General features: G+C 40.8%; 24 protein-coding genes and 3 pseudogenes. 26 read left to right on the top strand and 1 reads right to left on the bottom strand.

Features of this window, described 5'->3' with window-relative positions:
* Positions 1-23 precede the first annotated feature (23 nt).
* The 10 genes and pseudogenes from ndk to AB1F57_RS09215 all read left to right on the top strand — a co-directional run bounded on the left by ndk (position 24) and on the right by AB1F57_RS09215 (position 7,116).
* Positions 24-440, top strand: coding sequence for a nucleoside-diphosphate kinase (ndk, locus tag AB1F57_RS09260; RefSeq protein WP_172094987.1), 417 nt, complete (start codon positions 24-26; stop codon positions 438-440).
* Between the two features lie 112 nt (positions 441-552).
* Positions 553-784: pseudogene (relB, locus tag AB1F57_RS09255) on the top strand (type II toxin-antitoxin system RelB family antitoxin); the annotation flags it as partial.
* Positions 764-990, top strand: a pseudogene (locus AB1F57_RS09250) (type II toxin-antitoxin system RelE/ParE family toxin). The pseudogenes relB and AB1F57_RS09250, both read left to right, overlap by 21 nt.
* Positions 991-1,227: 237 nt before the next feature.
* Positions 1,228-3,060, top strand: coding sequence for a translation elongation factor 4 (gene lepA, locus AB1F57_RS09245; RefSeq protein ID WP_105110806.1), 1,833 nt, complete (start codon positions 1,228-1,230; stop codon positions 3,058-3,060).
* Between the two features lie 49 nt (positions 3,061-3,109).
* The gene (locus tag AB1F57_RS09240; RefSeq protein ID WP_167785034.1) at positions 3,110-3,769 is read left to right on the top strand and encodes a Maf family protein; all 660 of its coding nucleotides are present in this window, start codon (positions 3,110-3,112) and stop codon (positions 3,767-3,769) included.
* 21 nt (positions 3,770-3,790) lie between these two features.
* Positions 3,791-4,279 (top strand): YkgJ family cysteine cluster protein, encoded by a 489-nt coding sequence (locus AB1F57_RS09235; protein WP_105122713.1) that lies wholly within the window; start codon positions 3,791-3,793, stop codon positions 4,277-4,279.
* Between the two features lie 26 nt (positions 4,280-4,305).
* Entirely contained in the window at positions 4,306-4,575 is a 270-nt protein-coding gene (locus AB1F57_RS09230) for a zinc ribbon domain-containing protein (protein ID WP_167785035.1), read from the top strand.
* 111 nt (positions 4,576-4,686) lie between these two features.
* Positions 4,687-5,724: an NADH:flavin oxidoreductase/NADH oxidase gene (locus AB1F57_RS09225; protein ID WP_174853022.1), complete on the top strand. Its 1,038-nt coding sequence runs from the start codon at positions 4,687-4,689 to the stop codon at positions 5,722-5,724.
* 112 nt (positions 5,725-5,836) lie between these two features.
* Positions 5,837-6,253, top strand: a complete 417-nt coding sequence (locus AB1F57_RS09220; protein ID WP_367985660.1) for a MerR family transcriptional regulator — start codon at positions 5,837-5,839, stop codon at positions 6,251-6,253.
* A gap of 20 nt (positions 6,254-6,273) precedes the next feature.
* Positions 6,274-7,116, top strand: a complete 843-nt coding sequence (locus AB1F57_RS09215; protein ID WP_367985659.1) for an aldo/keto reductase — start codon at positions 6,274-6,276, stop codon at positions 7,114-7,116.
* A 120-nt stretch (positions 7,117-7,236) separates the two neighbouring features.
* On the opposite strand, the gene AB1F57_RS09210 is transcribed toward AB1F57_RS09215, so the two are convergent.
* Positions 7,237-8,083, bottom strand: a protein-coding gene (locus tag AB1F57_RS09210; protein ID WP_367985658.1) for an IS630 family transposase whose coding sequence is annotated in 2 segments (ribosomal slippage) — positions 7,237-7,777 and positions 7,776-8,083 — 849 coding nt in all. Because the reading frame shifts where the segments join, the coding sequence is not laid out codon by codon here.
* Positions 8,084-8,435: 352 nt separating this feature from the next.
* Here AB1F57_RS09210 and AB1F57_RS09205 point away from each other — a divergent pair.
* From AB1F57_RS09205 to AB1F57_RS09130, 16 genes and pseudogenes are all read left to right on the top strand, one after another.
* A complete protein-coding gene (locus AB1F57_RS09205) occupies positions 8,436-8,684 on the top strand; it encodes a hypothetical protein (RefSeq protein WP_174853326.1) in 249 nt (82 codons plus the stop codon).
* A complete protein-coding gene (locus AB1F57_RS09200) occupies positions 8,685-8,903 on the top strand; it encodes a hypothetical protein (RefSeq protein WP_174853327.1) in 219 nt (72 codons plus the stop codon).
* 10 nt (positions 8,904-8,913) lie between these two features.
* Positions 8,914-9,294 carry a DUF1433 domain-containing protein gene (locus tag AB1F57_RS09195; RefSeq protein WP_174853328.1) on the top strand — a complete coding sequence of 127 codons (381 nt, stop codon included), beginning with the start codon at positions 8,914-8,916 and terminating at the stop codon, positions 9,292-9,294.
* 3 nt (positions 9,295-9,297) lie between these two features.
* On the top strand, positions 9,298-9,486 hold the full coding sequence (locus AB1F57_RS09190) for a hypothetical protein (protein ID WP_174853329.1): 189 nt from the start codon (positions 9,298-9,300) through the stop codon (positions 9,484-9,486).
* A 10-nt stretch (positions 9,487-9,496) separates the two neighbouring features.
* A complete protein-coding gene (locus tag AB1F57_RS09185; RefSeq protein WP_174853330.1) occupies positions 9,497-9,871 on the top strand; it encodes a DUF1433 domain-containing protein in 375 nt (124 codons plus the stop codon).
* Between the two features lie 71 nt (positions 9,872-9,942).
* Positions 9,943-10,341, top strand: a complete 399-nt coding sequence (locus AB1F57_RS09180; protein WP_174853331.1) for a hypothetical protein — start codon at positions 9,943-9,945, stop codon at positions 10,339-10,341.
* A 120-nt stretch (positions 10,342-10,461) separates the two neighbouring features.
* Entirely contained in the window at positions 10,462-10,647 is a 186-nt protein-coding gene (locus AB1F57_RS09175) for a hypothetical protein (protein ID WP_174853332.1), read from the top strand.
* Positions 10,619-11,074: a hypothetical protein gene (locus tag AB1F57_RS09170; RefSeq protein WP_174853333.1), complete on the top strand. Its 456-nt coding sequence runs from the start codon at positions 10,619-10,621 to the stop codon at positions 11,072-11,074. The genes AB1F57_RS09175 and AB1F57_RS09170 overlap by 29 nt, the downstream gene beginning before the upstream one ends.
* 84 nt (positions 11,075-11,158) lie before the next feature.
* Positions 11,159-11,383 (top strand): hypothetical protein, encoded by a 225-nt coding sequence (locus AB1F57_RS09165; protein WP_367985657.1) that lies wholly within the window; start codon positions 11,159-11,161, stop codon positions 11,381-11,383.
* Entirely contained in the window at positions 11,376-12,257 is an 882-nt protein-coding gene (locus AB1F57_RS09160) for a hypothetical protein (protein WP_174853334.1), read from the top strand. The genes AB1F57_RS09165 and AB1F57_RS09160 overlap by 8 nt, the downstream gene beginning before the upstream one ends.
* Before the next feature lie 2 nt (positions 12,258-12,259).
* Positions 12,260-12,553: a DUF4176 domain-containing protein gene (locus AB1F57_RS09155; RefSeq protein WP_170238473.1), complete on the top strand. Its 294-nt coding sequence runs from the start codon at positions 12,260-12,262 to the stop codon at positions 12,551-12,553.
* A gap of 154 nt (positions 12,554-12,707) precedes the next feature.
* The gene (locus tag AB1F57_RS09150) at positions 12,708-13,355 is read left to right on the top strand and encodes an ADP-ribosylglycohydrolase family protein (RefSeq protein WP_174853335.1); all 648 of its coding nucleotides are present in this window, start codon (positions 12,708-12,710) and stop codon (positions 13,353-13,355) included.
* A 70-nt stretch (positions 13,356-13,425) separates the two neighbouring features.
* On the top strand, positions 13,426-14,448 hold the full coding sequence (locus AB1F57_RS09145) for an IS30 family transposase (protein WP_367985656.1): 1,023 nt from the start codon (positions 13,426-13,428) through the stop codon (positions 14,446-14,448).
* 60 nt (positions 14,449-14,508) lie between these two features.
* Positions 14,509-14,922, top strand: a complete 414-nt coding sequence (locus AB1F57_RS09140; RefSeq protein ID WP_367986349.1) for an ADP-ribosylglycohydrolase family protein — start codon at positions 14,509-14,511, stop codon at positions 14,920-14,922.
* Between the two features lie 81 nt (positions 14,923-15,003).
* The gene (locus AB1F57_RS09135; RefSeq protein ID WP_367985655.1) at positions 15,004-15,687 is read left to right on the top strand and encodes a YjjG family noncanonical pyrimidine nucleotidase; all 684 of its coding nucleotides are present in this window, start codon (positions 15,004-15,006) and stop codon (positions 15,685-15,687) included.
* 149 nt (positions 15,688-15,836) lie between these two features.
* Positions 15,837-15,932 (top strand): annotated as a pseudogene (locus AB1F57_RS09130) (DNA primase); the annotation flags it as partial.
* Positions 15,933-15,943: the final 11 nt, after the last annotated feature.

Genomic DNA, 15,943 nt, shown 5'->3' with positions numbered 1-15,943 from the left:
CACCTGTAAAATGGAGGAAATTTATGGAACGTACATTTTTCATTATTAAACCAGACGCTGTCCAGCGTGGGCTGGTAGGGCAGATTATTTCCCGCATCGAGCACCGTGGCTTTACCATTTCTGATTTGAAAATGATGACGGCGACGGAAGACTTGATTGCCGCCCACTATGACCATTTGACGGACAAACCATTTTTCCCGCAGTTGGTGGACTATATGACTAGTGGACCGCTGATTGCTGGTATTTTGAACGGACCAGAAGTTGTGACATCATGGCGGGCCATGATGGGGGCGACCAATCCTGTCAATGCACTTCCAGGCACCATTCGAGGCGATTTGGCAACAGCGCCCCTGGATGGAAATGTCAAAAATGCTGTGCATGGTTCTGACTGTGCAGAGGCTGCTGAACGTGAAATCCGCCTCTGGTTGGGTGACAAGTAAGTCGGTGGACACCTGTATCTTATCATAATTTTTAGCACCCGAGCGGTGCTGGCTTGTCTTCATTTTCTTTATGTAATACAATGGTGTTACCGATAGATGAGGAGAAAATGTTATGACTACGATTACCTTGAAGGTGTCTGAGGCAGATAAAAACTTTATGAAAGCAATGGCTAAGTTTGAGGGGATTTCCCCTTTCGGAGCTTATTCGTACCAAGACATTGGAGGCTTTGGAAGATGAATATGATGCTCGTGTGGGGGAACTAGCTTATCAGGAGTACCTAGATGATGTAGCTAAGGGCTATCAGCCATTGACCATCGAAGAAATGGCAGAGGAGCTTGGCATTGATGGGGTTGCTAGTTCGATTGTGCGATACATCTATAAAAATGTTGATGGTTCAGCTAATCCACGAGAAAAAGGTAAAGGATTGACCGCTAATCGTGCTGGTCAGTGGCTTACCGCGTAGGAGACTACCGGGTTATTTGTGACATTATTGATGATGAATTGGTTGTACTTGCGATGACTGTTGGCCATCGTCGTGATGTTCATTAAGCATTCGAGTATTCGAGTGCTTTTCTTGTACCCAAAATAGAAAGGAGTAGGGTTATGAACAAGCATAGCACAAAGAAATACTAGCAGAAGTTGAGCAAATGCTCTATTCTTTGCCTGTTTTAGAGCATATCGGAGCTATTCACCAAAGCTGGTACTTTAGGCTTGAAGACAGTAGCTTTCTTGCCAAAACTATAATGAATTGATATAATGAAGAGTATTACCCTTAAAGGATGAATGATGAATTTAGAAGATTTGAAAAAACGACAGGAGAAGATTCGTAACTTCTCTATCATTGCCCATATTGACCATGGGAAATCAACGCTGGCTGACCGTATTTTGGAAAAAACAGAGACAGTTTCTAGCCGTGAAATGCAGGCCCAGCTCCTAGACAGCATGGATTTGGAGCGTGAGCGTGGCATTACCATCAAGCTCAATGCTGTCCAGCTCAACTACAAGGCCAAGGATGGTGAGACCTATACCTTCCACCTGATTGACACACCGGGGCACGTTGACTTTACCTATGAAGTTTCTCGGTCTTTGGCAGCCTGCGAAGGTGCGATTTTGGTAGTCGATGCTGCTCAAGGTATTGAGGCTCAGACCTTGGCCAACGTTTATCTGGCCCTGGACAATGATTTGGAAATCCTGCCCATTATCAACAAGATTGACTTGCCAGCGGCTGACCCAGAACGTGTCCGTCATGAAATCGAAGATGTAATCGGACTGGACGCCTCAGAGGCTGTCTTGACGTCCGCAAAAGCGGGTATTGGCATCGAGGAAATCCTTGAGCAAATCGTTGAAAAAGTGCCTGCACCAACTGGTGATGTCGAGGCGCCCCTTCAAGCATTGATTTTCGACTCTGTTTACGACCCATACCGCGGTGTTATTTTGCAGGTCCGCATTGTCAATGGTGTGGTCAAGCCCGGCGATACCATTCAAATGATGTCCAATGGCAAGACCTTTGACGTGACAGAAGTGGGAATTTTCACACCCAAAGCCATGGGACGTGACTACCTGGCAACGGGTGACGTAGGTTATATTGCGGCCTCCATCAAGACGGTTGCGGATACCCGTGTCGGTGATACGGTGACCTTGGCTGACAATCCTGCCTCTGAACCCTTGGCTGGCTATAAACAGATGAACCCAATGGTCTTTGCTGGTATCTATCCGATTGATTCCAACAAATACAATGACTTGCGCGAGGCCTTGGAAAAACTCCAGCTCAATGATGCGAGTCTGCAATTTGAGCCTGAAACTTCGCAGGCCCTTGGATTTGGTTTCCGCTGTGGTTTCTTGGGACTGCTCCACATGGACGTTATTCAAGAACGGATTGAGCGGGAATTCAACATTGACCTGATCATGACAGCGCCGTCGGTGGTTTACCATGTCAATATGACAGACGGTGAGTCGATCGATGTGGCCAACCCATCTGAGTTTCCAGATCCGACCAAGATTGCCACTATCGAAGAACCTTACGTCAAGGCCCAAATCATGGTACCGCAGGAATATGTCGGTGCGGTGATGGAATTGGCCCAGCGCAAGCGTGGCGACTTCGTGACCATGGATTATATTGATGACAATCGTGTCAATGTCATTTACCAAATCCCGCTGGCTGAAATTGTCTTTGATTTCTTTGACAAGCTTAAGTCCTCAACCCGCGGCTATGCGAGCTTTGACTACGAGATTTCTGAATACCGCTCATCTAAACTGGTGAAAATGGATATTCTCCTCAATGGCGACAAGGTCGATGCCCTCAGCTTTATCGTCCACAAGGAATTTGCCTACGAACGTGGGAAAATCATCGTGGACAAGCTCAAGAAAATCATTCCACGTCAACAATTTGAGGTGCCAATCCAAGCCGCTATCGGTCAAAAAATCGTGGCCCGTAGCGACATTAAGGCCCTTCGGAAAAACGTTTTGGCCAAGTGTTATGGTGGTGACGTTTCCCGTAAACGTAAACTTCTGGAAAAACAAAAGGCCGGTAAAAAACGGATGAAGGCCATCGGTTCCGTCGAAGTACCGCAGGAAGCCTTTCTCAGCGTCCTCTCAATGGATGAAGATGATAAAAAATAAGTCAGGAAGGGCTGGGCAGATGCCTAGCCCCTTTCCTATAGGTTGAACAATGAAAACAATTTTCGATTACCAAAGTCAAGGCCAAGCAGGACAAATTGACTCCTATGTCCTGCTCAGCAACTCGCCCCGCAGAAAAGAGCTTTTGCAGTTTTTAGCGCCAGAAATCCAGTCGGTAGAAGTTGATGAACGCAGGATTGAAGAACAGTTTATGGCTGAATTCGCTGCGGATGATTTTCTGACCCGGGCCGCCAAGACCTGTTGTGAAATTTCCAAGGCCAAGTCTGACCTGCCTCTGGAGCCGGGTAAGCTCTACATTTCAGCGGACACCATTGTGGTGGCGGACGACCGAATTTTTAATAAACCGCTTGATTTGGCGGAGGCTGAGGCCATGTTGCGCTCTTACTTCGGCAAGACCCATCAGGTTGTGACCTCGGTCTGCCTGCGCACTGCGGATTCATTGGATGTCTTTTACACTGTGGCAGAGATTGACTTTGTCGACTATTACCCAGCGCTTGAGGAGCCTATTCAGACCTACATCCATGACAAGCAGCCCCTGGACAAGGCTGGTGTCTACGGTATTCAGGAGCTGGACCCACGCTTTGTGGCCGGGATTTCAGGTGACATTCATACCATCATTGGCCTGCCCGTCGCTGAGGTTTCCCGTAGGATTTTTTCTACAAAGGCTTTGGAAAAGAGCAGAGCACTTTAGACCATTGAGAAAAGGAAGTTTATGAGCTTAGATATTGAGAAGTACCGGCAGCTGGCCCTGCAAAAACAGGGAGAGCACCGCAAATTTTTGGCTAGCTTGAAGAAAAAGCCACCGAAAAATTTAGATAAAATTGTCAAGGAATTGCACGACGAGGTCTTCCAAGAAATTGACTGCACCCAGTGTGCCAATTGTTGCAAGGATTTAGGACCAGACTTGACGGAGGCGGATATTACCCGCATGGCCAAGCTCTTTCGGATGAAATTGTCGACCTTTGAGTCCACCTATCTGCGGGTGGATGAGGATGGCGACAAGGTCTTCCAGTCCATGCCCTGTCCATTTCTGGGTCCTGACAATCTCTGTGACGTCTATGACGCCCGTCCCAAGGCCTGCGCAGCCTTTCCCCATACCGACCGAAAGCGTTTCTATCAGATTAACCATCTGACCTTGAAAAATACGCTCATTTGCCCAGCAGCCTATCTTTTTGTAGAGCGGTTGAAGGAGAGAGTGTAAGAAAGAATTCACCGAAAGGAAATACTATGGAAAAATTTTGTCAGTCTTGTGCTATGCCTTTGAATTTACATGGCCTAGATGTTCGTGGAAGTGAGAAAGATGGGACGAAATCGTCTATCTATTGCTCTTATTGTTATGTTAACGGTCGTTTTGTAGAGCCAGACATCAGTTTTGAAGAAATGTTAGTTAAGGGCAAAACTGCCATTTCAAATGGTCAAGGAAATGCCTTTGTCAAATGGTTGATGAAGGCCAGCTATCCTATGATGCTCAAGAAAACCAAACGCTGGAAAGCTTAGTTGAGTCCTATGACAATAGTCAGAGGATTTTTCTGTCGACTTCATATTCTGATTTTTATTCTAATTAGTGCTATAATAGTATTTGTTGAGTTCAGGTAAGAGGAGGTAGTTATGTCATTATTATTGTCACCGGTTGAGATTGCTGGTTTGTCGCTCAAAAATCGTGTGGTCATGCCACCTATGTGTATGTACGAAGTCAAGACTGAAGATGGGTTGCCAACGGCCTTCCATCATGCCCACTATGGCGCGCGTGCTATCGGCGGAGTTGGCCTGATTATCCAAGAAGCAACGGCTGTAGAACCAGATGGTCGGTTATCTAAGCATGACTTGGGTATTTGGACAGATGAACAGGCACAGGCCTTAGCCAAATTAGTTTCGGAATTGAAGGCTTTCGGAAGTAAGGTCGGTATCCAGCTCAGTCATGGTGGCCGTAAGGCCAAGGATGCGGAACTGCCCCTTGCTCCGACTGCTCTTGCCTTTAACCAAGATTACAAGGTACCGCAGGAAATGACCCTTGAAGACATTGAGCGTGTTCAGTCTGCTTTTGTGGCGGCTGCGGCACGTGCAGCTCAGGCTGGCTACGACATGATTGAAATTCACGGGGCGCATGGCTATTTGGTCAATCAATTTCTGGAACCCTTGACCAATCAACGGACGGATGCCTACGGTGGTAGTCTAGAAAATCGATTCCGTTTTTTGAAAGAAATTATCGAAGGTGTCAAAGCTGTCTTTACTGGTCCAGTTTGGGTGCGCTTGTCAGTGACCGCCTACGATGAGACTGGCCAGCAAAATACACTCCAAGATTACCAACAAATTGCCAAATGGTTGGAAGAACGGGGCGTGGCTTGCCTGGATATCTCAACTGGCGGTGTCATGGATACGCGACCAAATATTCCAATCTATGGTGGTTATCAGGCTGGTTTTTCTGCCAAAATCAAAGAAGCTGTCAGTATTCCAGTTACAGCTGTTGGTTTGCTTAATAGTCCAGAGATGGGCGAATATATCTTGCAAAATGGCCAGGCTGATTTGATCCAAGTCGGTCGTGGTCTCATTCGTAATGTCAATTGGTTGGCAGAGGCGGCCGAGGTCCTGCACGACCATGATTTTCAAGTCTACAATGCCTCTTACCAACGTGGTCAAGTCAAGTAGGGGCTTGCTGGGAATGATACAGTTGAATTCACAGGCTATTTTTCAAAAAAAAATAAACCTCAGACTTGACTTAAAGTAGGTTTAAGTTGATACAATAGTGATGGAGGCAGCTATGTCCACGATTAAAGAAATTTCGGAGTTGCTGGGGATTTCAGCGCCGACCATCCGTTTTTATGAGAAAGAGGGAATGGTGGAGATTCCTAGAAATGAGCGGGGTATCCGTCAGTTTGATGAGCGGAGCATTGACCGGATCAAGGCCATTGTCCACTATCGCCGTGTGGGAATGCCCTTGGAGGATATCCAGAAGATTTTGGCGGAGTTCCACAATCATGCCCTGTCGTCGGACTTGCTCAAGAAAACGCAGGCCCAGCTGGAGGCTCAGATTGCAGCCTTGCAGGAGACTCATGCCTATCTGGTCAAGAAAATCGAGATCCATCAGCAGTTAGCCCAGCTAGAAGCTCAGAGAATTTCGGCAAATGAGTGGACAGATGCCTACAACGATATACGAAGAAAGGACGCAGAGTCCTAGTGTTTCAAAAAGGAGGAAACATGGAAAACTATACACTTTCAAATGGTGTCAAGATTCCAAAGATTGGTTTTGGCACTTGGCAGATTAAAGAAGGCGATGCTGCCTACAAGAGTGTGGCGCACGCCCTCAAGGTTGGCTACACGCATGTTGATACGGCGCAGATTTATGGAAATGAGCGCAGTGTTGGTCGTGCCATCGCAGATAGTGACCTGGCGCGTGGGGACATTTTCCTGACGACAAAGGTCTGGAACGACAAGCACGATTATGAGCTTGCTAAGGCGTCGATTGAGGAATCGCTGGAAAAATTAGGCGTTGACTATCTTGACTTGCTCTTGATTCACTGGCCAAATCCAAAGGCGCTCCGTGAGAATGATGCCTGGAAGGCTGGAAATGCTGGTGCCTGGAAGGCCATGGAGGAAGCCTACAAGGCAGGCAAGGTCCGCGCTATCGGTGTATCCAATTTTATGATCCATCACCTGGAAGCCTTGTTTGAAACAGCTGAAATCAAGCCACAGGTCAACCAAGTTCTCTTGGCACCGGGTTGCCCGCAGGAAGAATTAGCAGCCTTCTGCCGTGAGCACGACATTCTTCTGGAAGCCTACAGTCCACTGGGAACAGGCAGCATCTTCAAGAATAAAGTAGTACAAGAAATTGCTGAAAAGACTGGCAAATCTGTTGCCCAAGTGGCATTACGTTGGAGCCTGCAAAAAGGATTCTTACCTCTACCAAAATCTGTCACTCCAGCCAACATTGAAAGCAATTTGAACATCTTTGACTTTGAATTGTCGGCAGATGATGTGGCGACCTTGGATAGTGTTGAAGGCGTCAGCGTCCAATCTGATCCAGACAATGTGAATTTTTAAGAAACTCAACAGCTGACGAAAGTTGGCTGTTTTTTGTGCGAGCACGGTCTGTATACCAATCCAAGGAGAATGCGCGTGACCGACCTATTTTTGGAAAAGGGGAGAAGTTGATTGATATAGTCAATTGAAACAAGAGCAGGACAAAAGTGCCTCAAGAAAAGTATCACAATTTGGCAATACTTTTCTGAGGTGTTTTTTCATTTGAGCCCATGTTTTCTCAATGGGATTATACTCAGGTGAGTAAGGAGGAAGTGGTAAAAGTCTATGACCCTGCTCCTTGCATAACTCTTTTAGCTTACTCATCCGATGAAACCTTGCATTGTCCATAATGATAACAGATGGTCTATCTAAAGTGGGTAGTAAGAATGTTTTAAACCAAGCTTCGAAAAAGTCACTAGTCATGGTTTCTCTGTAGGTCATTGGGGCTATAATCTCACCGTTTATAAGACCTGCGACTAAAGATAGCCGCTGGAATCTTCTTCCAGAGACCTGACCTGTGATCAACTGACCTTTCAAAGATCGACCATATTCTCGATGAAAATATGTCTCAAACCCTGTCTCGTCAATATAAACAGGTGTCAAGTGACTTAAGTTATTAAATTCTTTAAGGAACTGATTTACTTTCTCAGGGTCTTGTTCATAGTAGGTACAGCTCTTTTTTTCGAGTATATCCCATAGCTTTGAGAGCGTAATGAATAGCTGTTGGATGACAGCCAAATTCAGAAGCTATTTCAGTCAAAAAAGCATCTGGATGAGCTTCAAGATAGTTCTTTAATTTTACTCTATCAACTTTTCTTGGTTTGGTTCCCTTAACTTGGTGATGAAGCTCGCCAGTAGTCTCCATTAATTTTAGCCATTGATAGATGGTGTTGCGTGAAATATCGAAAACAACAGATGCTTCAGTAATACTGCCGGTTTTCTGACAGTATGCGAGAACTTTTTTACGAAAATCTAATGAATATGCCATAAGTACATTATACCACAAATGTACTGTTTTTGTTTCATTGTGCTATACAACTATAGAATGAAAAGCCCTTGAAGTCTTTGATTTGGAGGGCTTGTTTGCATTTTGGAGATGAATCAACCAAATTCTTGTACCTAAAACTAAATTCCGCTACAGTATGATAAAATATAAATACAAATTAGGATAAACAGGACAGAGGTTAGATCAAATGAAAAGAAGCCGATTACTTATCAGTATTTTAGCAACAATAGCAATTTTAATTTTATGAGGGTGTGGCATGACTGAGGGGAAAGAAACATTGAAGGAAGAGAGACAAATTGCACAAAAGATAGCTAAAGATTTTTCGTAAAAATATTTGGCGCCAGATAAAAATGAAATCACAACGATTACCTTTTATCAGGAACCGGTCGTTTCAAACGATGCAACTGGAAATGTTACATATAAATTTTACATAAATGATAATAGTGAATGGAAAGTCGGAGCTTCTGTTAAGGAACAGACCGGTGAGATATGGGCTTATGGAAGTGATTATATTGACCTTGTCCATTCTGAACAAATTCTTCAAAATGATGATTTGACTATTAAACTTTGGGAGCAAAAGTAAATGTTAACAACAACTCAAGACAGTAAGATTCTATCAAATGTTTCCTATTGGATAGATACGAATAAATCTGACAAACCGTTTACCCCTTTAAAAGGTGAGATATTAGATACTAGAGATATCAGAGGATTATCACAGAACTTCCAAGTCCTCCAAGTTGAAGACAACACCGCCAACGGCATGCAGGCAATGGCAGTTGCTCCAGTGATTAACTGTGATTAGGAGATATAAAATGAAAAAACGAAGAATTTTTATTAGTTTAGTAGTCGCAATGACAATTTTAATATTAGGAGGATGTGGAATGGCTAAGAGCAATAAAGAAGTGAAGTATAAAGAAGAGCAGGATAGAATGGTGGAGTATTTAGCTCAGAATTATGAAGGTGTTGAAAAAATTGAGTTTATAAATTTTGAAAAGAATAATACTACAGGTACATGGAGTAGTGATGCGATTGTTAATGACATTTATTATATAACTTTTAGCCTTAATGGATTCGGGGGAGAAATAGATGTAACTGAACATATTTCTAGAAGTAAAGGAAAAGAGTTACATCTGAAAAATGGGGAGGAAGATATAAATACTTCAAAAATACAGAAAGTTTATTTTGAGGAATAGAGAATGATAACACATAAAGATTATAATAGGATTGCTGACAAGGTTTATGCGGTAGATAGTGGCAAAGAGGCTTTTCCAATTGAAAAAGGAGATAAAATTTTAGGGAAAAAATTCCAAGTCCTCGCTGTAGAAGACAACACCACCAACGGCATGCAGGCAATGGCTGTAGCGCCAGTGGTTAACTGTGATTAGGAGATATAAAATGAAGAAACGAAGAATTTTTATTAGTTTAGTAGTCGCAATTACCATTTTAATATTAGGAGGGTGTGGTATGACTGAGAGCAATAAAGAAGTGAAGTATAAAGAAGAGCAGGATAGAATGGTGGAGTATTTGGCTCAGAATTATGAGGACATTAAGAAAGTTGAGTTTACAGAAATTGAGCATAATAAAATAACAGGAACATACTCATTTTATGCCACAATAAATAATCAAATTCAAATCGATTTTACACTGAGAGGATTAAATGGCGAAATCTATGTGAATGAGCTTTCTTCTAGAAATCATGGGCATTTTCTTAAAAAGTCAGACACATCTAATGAGAAACCAGATGTAGATGTGGTATATTTAGGAGAATAGTATAATCGTCTTGGGAATGATAGTGACTTTGTACTCATTGTTTCGTAATAAACGGAGAGGAAAGCAGTAAGATGAAAAAGTATCGATTATTTATCAGTATTTTAGCAACAATAGCAATTTTAATTTTAGGAGGGTGTGGCATGACTTCGCAGAAAGAAACATTGACCAGAGAGCAACAGGATAATGTGGTTAGATGGATTGCTAGGGGGTATGAGATAGAGTCGGTGGAATTTACAAACTTTGGGAAAAACGAAGCAACTGGAACATATATGTTAAGCATAAAAATTAATAATAATGACAATTTGGGTACTGTATATTCTACATCTAGTTTAATAAAATTTGATAAAAATACTGGTTCTATTGGATTAGATCCTATTGATGAATTTGCTTCTTTGGAGAAAACAAATCCTATTAATGATAATGATGAAGTAAATATAAGTTCAATAAAAATTAAGTATTTGGGAGAATAGTTATGTCATTGGAAGATAAAAATATCGATATTTGTCAGATCAATCTTATTGGTTAGATATAAGCAGAACAGATGTCAATCACAAACGAACAGTATATATATTATAAATAAGGATAAAAATATGAAAGAAGAGTACATTAGAAAATTATTATATGAGATACCAGAAGGGGCGGATTATGCCATAGATGCTTCTGAGCTAGAACAAGAGGATATCTCATCTACTAGAGTAAGACAATTGGAGGAGTTATTGCAAAAAGGCGAGTATGTCTTTGATCTCTATGTTATTAACTGCTTGGGGATACGATAGTGGTTTCAATTGCTTAACAGAACTTTTTGATAAAGGTTTACTCAGAGGTTTTATAGTCAATAGATTATATGGATATGATGAAACCTATAAACATATCTTGGATAACTTGATATTATTTTGGATAAATAAGGGCGCAGGAGAGGATAAAGAGATAGAAGTCAAAGTTAATCTATATATAAAAAAAATTATTCAGGATTCATTCCTAGAGATGTATGATTTAGATCCTTTGATTACATTTTTACAACTTTCTAGTACACGTCAAGAGCTTATAGAATTGATAAAACAAAATCTCGAAAAAATAACTTTGGAGCAAGAGAATTTCTTATGGAGAATAAAAAGTGATTTGAAGATCATAAACCTTTATGATAAAGATTTTGTAGACAATTTTATAAATAAATATTCTTTAGACCGAGATGATGTTTTATAATTTGATAAAATAAGTATGGAAAATATTAAATTTTATAAAATCAATGAACCTTTTGGTGAATTTTAGAATTTTGCTCCTTTTGGTTTGTTTGATGTTTCTGGTTTATATTGGCCGACAAGTGAGCACTATTTCCGAGCTAAAAAATTTGAGCAAAAGGAGCTTAGGGAAAAAATTAGATTACTTTCTAATCCAAAGGCTGCTGCTTTGGATGATGCCTATGATGCCGTTAGGAATGGACTAGGTAAAGCAGTGAAAGGTACTTGGAATATGGTGGCAAGTTGGTTTAGAGGAGGTTTAAAACATGCGTAATAAAGGACTCTTATCCGCAACGTTCGAACAGTCAAAAAAGGTTGTAAAAAAATCAGAAATCATGCGGTACAGTAATGATTTAGTATCTTCAATGAGTTTGTTAAAGAGGTTCATCCTAATTTTACCTGTTGCATTTCTGATAGGCTTGTTTTACATGTTAGGAGTAGCTCTACCGACATACGTCACCTCAGTTGATTCAATCAGTCTGGGTGAGTATACAATCAGAACTATTCACCAAATGGATTTAATCCTATCTCCTTGGATAAAAAAGTTTATTATTTTGGAAGGCTTCATGCTTATAATAAATTTATTTCCAAAATCAGACTATGCATTTCAGTTACTATTTGGAGTCATGATTTCAATAGTTGTTACATTGATTGGTGTGTTAGGAATGCTTCCTATGTCAGTTGGTCTTACAGTAGGTGCCTTTGGATGGATTGGTTTTTTACTTCAACTGTTAGTATGTGTATATCTGTGGAAGACTCTAGTAATCTCAAATGTAGAACAGCTTAAAAAACAACTTTATAAGGGGGAACCAGCTAATAAAGACTGGGGAGAGAGCCTAATGGCATTTATCAAGAAGTATGGAGGTGTTCTATTACTTCTAGCTATTGTCAATCGTTGGACCTTCAATTTTGGGGAAGCGATCAAAACGCGACCAGACATTTTCAGTTTCTTGTATGGTTGGGCTTTCTTATTAGTTGCGGCTCTCATGATTTTTACTACGGGCATGACCCTGAAAAATTTTGTAGCTGCATTTTACTTTTTCAAGTACCAAAAAGAATATCGCCAGTTCTTTAAAATCTCAAATGAGCAATGGTATGGCAAATGGCGTGGAAAAATGATAGATAAGAAGAAACAAAAAGAGAAATAAAATTGACAAATGAATTATTACCATTAGGAAGTATTATCTACTTAGAGGAAGCGATAACAAAGTTGATGATTGTAGGAAGAGGTCCTATTTTTGAATCAGATGGGGAGAATGTGTATAGTGATTATGTAGGAGTAATTTATCCAGAAGGGATCAATCCAGAAGATGCCATTTTCTTCAACCACGAAAATATTGAAAAGGTTGTATTTGAAGGCTATAAAGATGATGAAGAAAAACGCTTTATGGAAGTGTATGAAAGTTGGGAATCTGTGTTAGAAGTAAAGAAAGTAAAAATGTAGGCAAAAGTGCTATAGCTAAATATGTAAAATCAAATAAGTCAATATCCGAGTGAGCTTGAATTACTACTATATTCATTTTTAATTAATGAGGTTATCGAAAAAGGAAACGATATTACGATTAAAATGACATTTCTGAAATAGATAGGGAGAAACAATGAGGTTACATGAAAAATGGATAGAAGACTCTAGACAAATGGGCTTACTTGCTGTGAAAGAACAGCTACAGGCGGTTATCTATGGCTTAGCTATTGGTGATGCTTTAGGTGTTCCAGTTGAGTTCAAAGAAAGAGGGACCTATAGTATTACGGATATGATTGGTCATGGAACTTATAACCAACCTTTGGGAACTTGGTCTGATGATACCTCTTTATCCTTGTCATTAATGGAACATCTTTCAGAGTGTTCTGATTTACCAGCATTAATGGATAAATTTGCGGCTTATCGCAATGGCTATTTGACCCCATACGGTGATTGTTTTGATATTGGAATTGGAACTAATCAGGCTATTGAACGCTACTTGTCAGGTGTTTTCCCTGAAGAAGCAGGTGGACAATCTGAAATGGATAACGGAAACGGGGCTCTGATGAGGCTTTCCCCTTTAGCGATTCTATTGCAAGAAGAATTTGATTTTCCTAAGAAAGTAAAAATAATTGAAAGATATACAAAAATTACCCATAGACATCCAAGAACTGTAGTTGCATCAATCTTATATATTCAAATACTTATTGGCTTGTTATTGAATAATAATCTAGAAAATACAATAAAAGGAACAAAAAAAATATTTCCCCGCGTTGTAAAATGAAGTGCAACAAAAAAGACATGTTCGTCTGATATACTAGAATTCCCCAACTCAGTATAGAAAGCAGATGAACATGTCCAACACTCATTCTACCAGAAACTCATCCTATTCTCATCTCTCAGCCACAGAACGTGGTGAAATTGCAGCTTATCTTAAAATGGGAAAGAAACCAATTGAAATCGCTCGGCTTCTGGGTCGTCACCGGTCTACAATCTGTCGAGAAATCAAACGTGGTTCAGTAGATCAGGTACAGGATAAAAATGGGAAACGAACTTATTTCAGCGCCTATTTCGCTGATAGTGGACAACGTGTCTATGAGACCAATCGCCGAAAGTGTTCTTATCTCAAGTTGAATGATTGCTCCGCTAGGTTCATTGAACAATTAGGAGATGCCTTGAAGGCTAACGTTCGTCTCCATAGCGTAGATAGTTTTGTTCAGACTTATAAAGCAAGCCATTCTGAAGAAGTCGTACCCTCTACCAAAACGATTTATCGTTATATCAAAGAGGGGCTGTTAGCTATTAAACCAATCGATCTGCCTAAGATGGTTAGTATCAGAAAACGTTCTAAGAAAGTCACGAAGATGAATCGGAAGACTTTAGGTAAGTCTATCGAAGAGCGTCCAGAGTGTATCAATGACCGTTCTGAATTTGGGCATTGGGAGATTGATTTAGTTCTTGGCAAGAAAACCAAAGGTGAAGCAGTTATTTTGACCTTGGTAGAGCGCCAGACACGCTATGCACTGGGCATTAAGCTAGAAGACAAACAGTCCCACACCATTAATAGTGCTGTAAGGCATCTCACCAGTCTGTATCCTATTGCATCCATCACAGCAGATAATGGTGCGGAGTTTAGTTTACTCTCAGACCTGGAAGCCGTTGATGTTTACTTTGCACATCCTTATTCTTCACATGAGAGAGGAACAAACGAGAACTTCAATGGTCTCCTCAGAGAATATATCCCTAAAGGAGTCTCACTTAATTCACTAACCTCTGAAGAACTGGACAAGTATATCACTGCCATCAATGAGCGCCCCAGACGACTTCTTCAATATCAATCCTCGAAATTTCTGTTTGGGCTAGCCCAGACAGCTTAACCTCTGGATCTCTAGTTATCAATGAACTTGTTGCACTTGACTTGACAATATTCGAAAAAAATATTTCTAGAATCTTTCGATCAATCTCACCCTTACAGGAAAGAGTTTGAAGAATACTATGCAGACTTATTCAATAAAGAATTTTTAGAATTACCATCTTCTGAAATAGCTTCTACAGGCTATGTTGTAGATACACTAAAAGCTGTAATTTGGTGTGTAGGCACGACAGATAGTTTTAAATCAGCTATTCTAAAAGCGGTAAACCTAGGTGGTGATACTGATACAATCGGAGCGATAACTGGAACACTAGCTAGTGCTCTGTATAAAATTGAAAGTATACCAGAAGAATGGATAAATAATATCGCGAATAAACTATTAATTGATAAAAAAATAAGAGGCTTTCTACACTATTTTGAAGAATTAGAGTATCAAAAGAAAGGACTCAAAGCACATTTTCGAAATAGGATAAGGTAAATATGGTAAGAAATAACTTCTATGGTATAATAGTTTCATTAACCTTTGATAAAATAATTCGCCTCTGAAAGGAAAAACATCGTGACCTACAAATTTCTATTTTTCGACCTTGACCATACTTTGTTGGATTTTGCGACTGGTGAGGAGATTGCCCTCACTCAGTTTCTGGAATTTATGGAAGTGGAGGACATTCAGGCCTTTAAAGATGTCTATCGTCCGCTCAATCAGGGCATGTGGAAGGACTTGGAAAAGGGTTTGATTACCAAGAAGGAGCTGGTCAATACTCGATTTTCGCGGGCCTTTGCCCATTTCGGACGGCAGGAAGACGGAGCTGAGTTGGCCCTTCGTTACCAAGAATTTATCGGTCGTCAAGGACAGATTTTTGAGGGAGCGGATGATTTGCTTGAGACCTTGACGGAGCGTGGCTACCAGATTTATGGCGCGACCAACGGCATCACCTACATCCAGGAAAATCGTCTCAAACACTCACCTATTGGCAGCTATTTCAAGCAAGTATTTATCTCTGAGCAGATGGGGACCCAGAAGCCGGAGCTTGATTTTTATGAAAAAATAGCAGAGCAGATTACCGATTTTGACCTGTTCAGAGCGCTCATGATTGGTGACAGCCTGACGGCAGACATCCAAGGCGGTATCAACGCTGGCATGGATACAGTCTGGTACAATCCAGCTGGCCTAGAAAATACAAGCCATCTCACACCAACCTACACCATCAGCAACTACCAGCAATTAATAGATATCTTATAAGCAGCGAGACCATTGCTTGCTTTTTTCATTTTTTCAAATCTTAAAATTCTTGTAACAATCTTGTATAAATAGTTTTAAAAAATGCAATAAATATGCTATGCTAAACTAGTGTATTCTGCACAATCTATCAAAACAAAAGGAGAAACAATATGAAAAAGATTGATTGGATTGAATATTTTGAAGCTATCAATGGTCGTTCGCCAGAAGCTCATGAGATTGAAGCTGCTCTTGCCGCTGGAGAATTTTAAGAGGATGG

This window comes from Streptococcus nasisuis (assembly GCF_040836615.1).
Classification (GTDB): Bacteria; Bacillota; Bacilli; order Lactobacillales; family Streptococcaceae; genus Streptococcus; species Streptococcus suis_V.
This window is presented reverse-complemented; position numbering and strand designations above follow the sequence as displayed.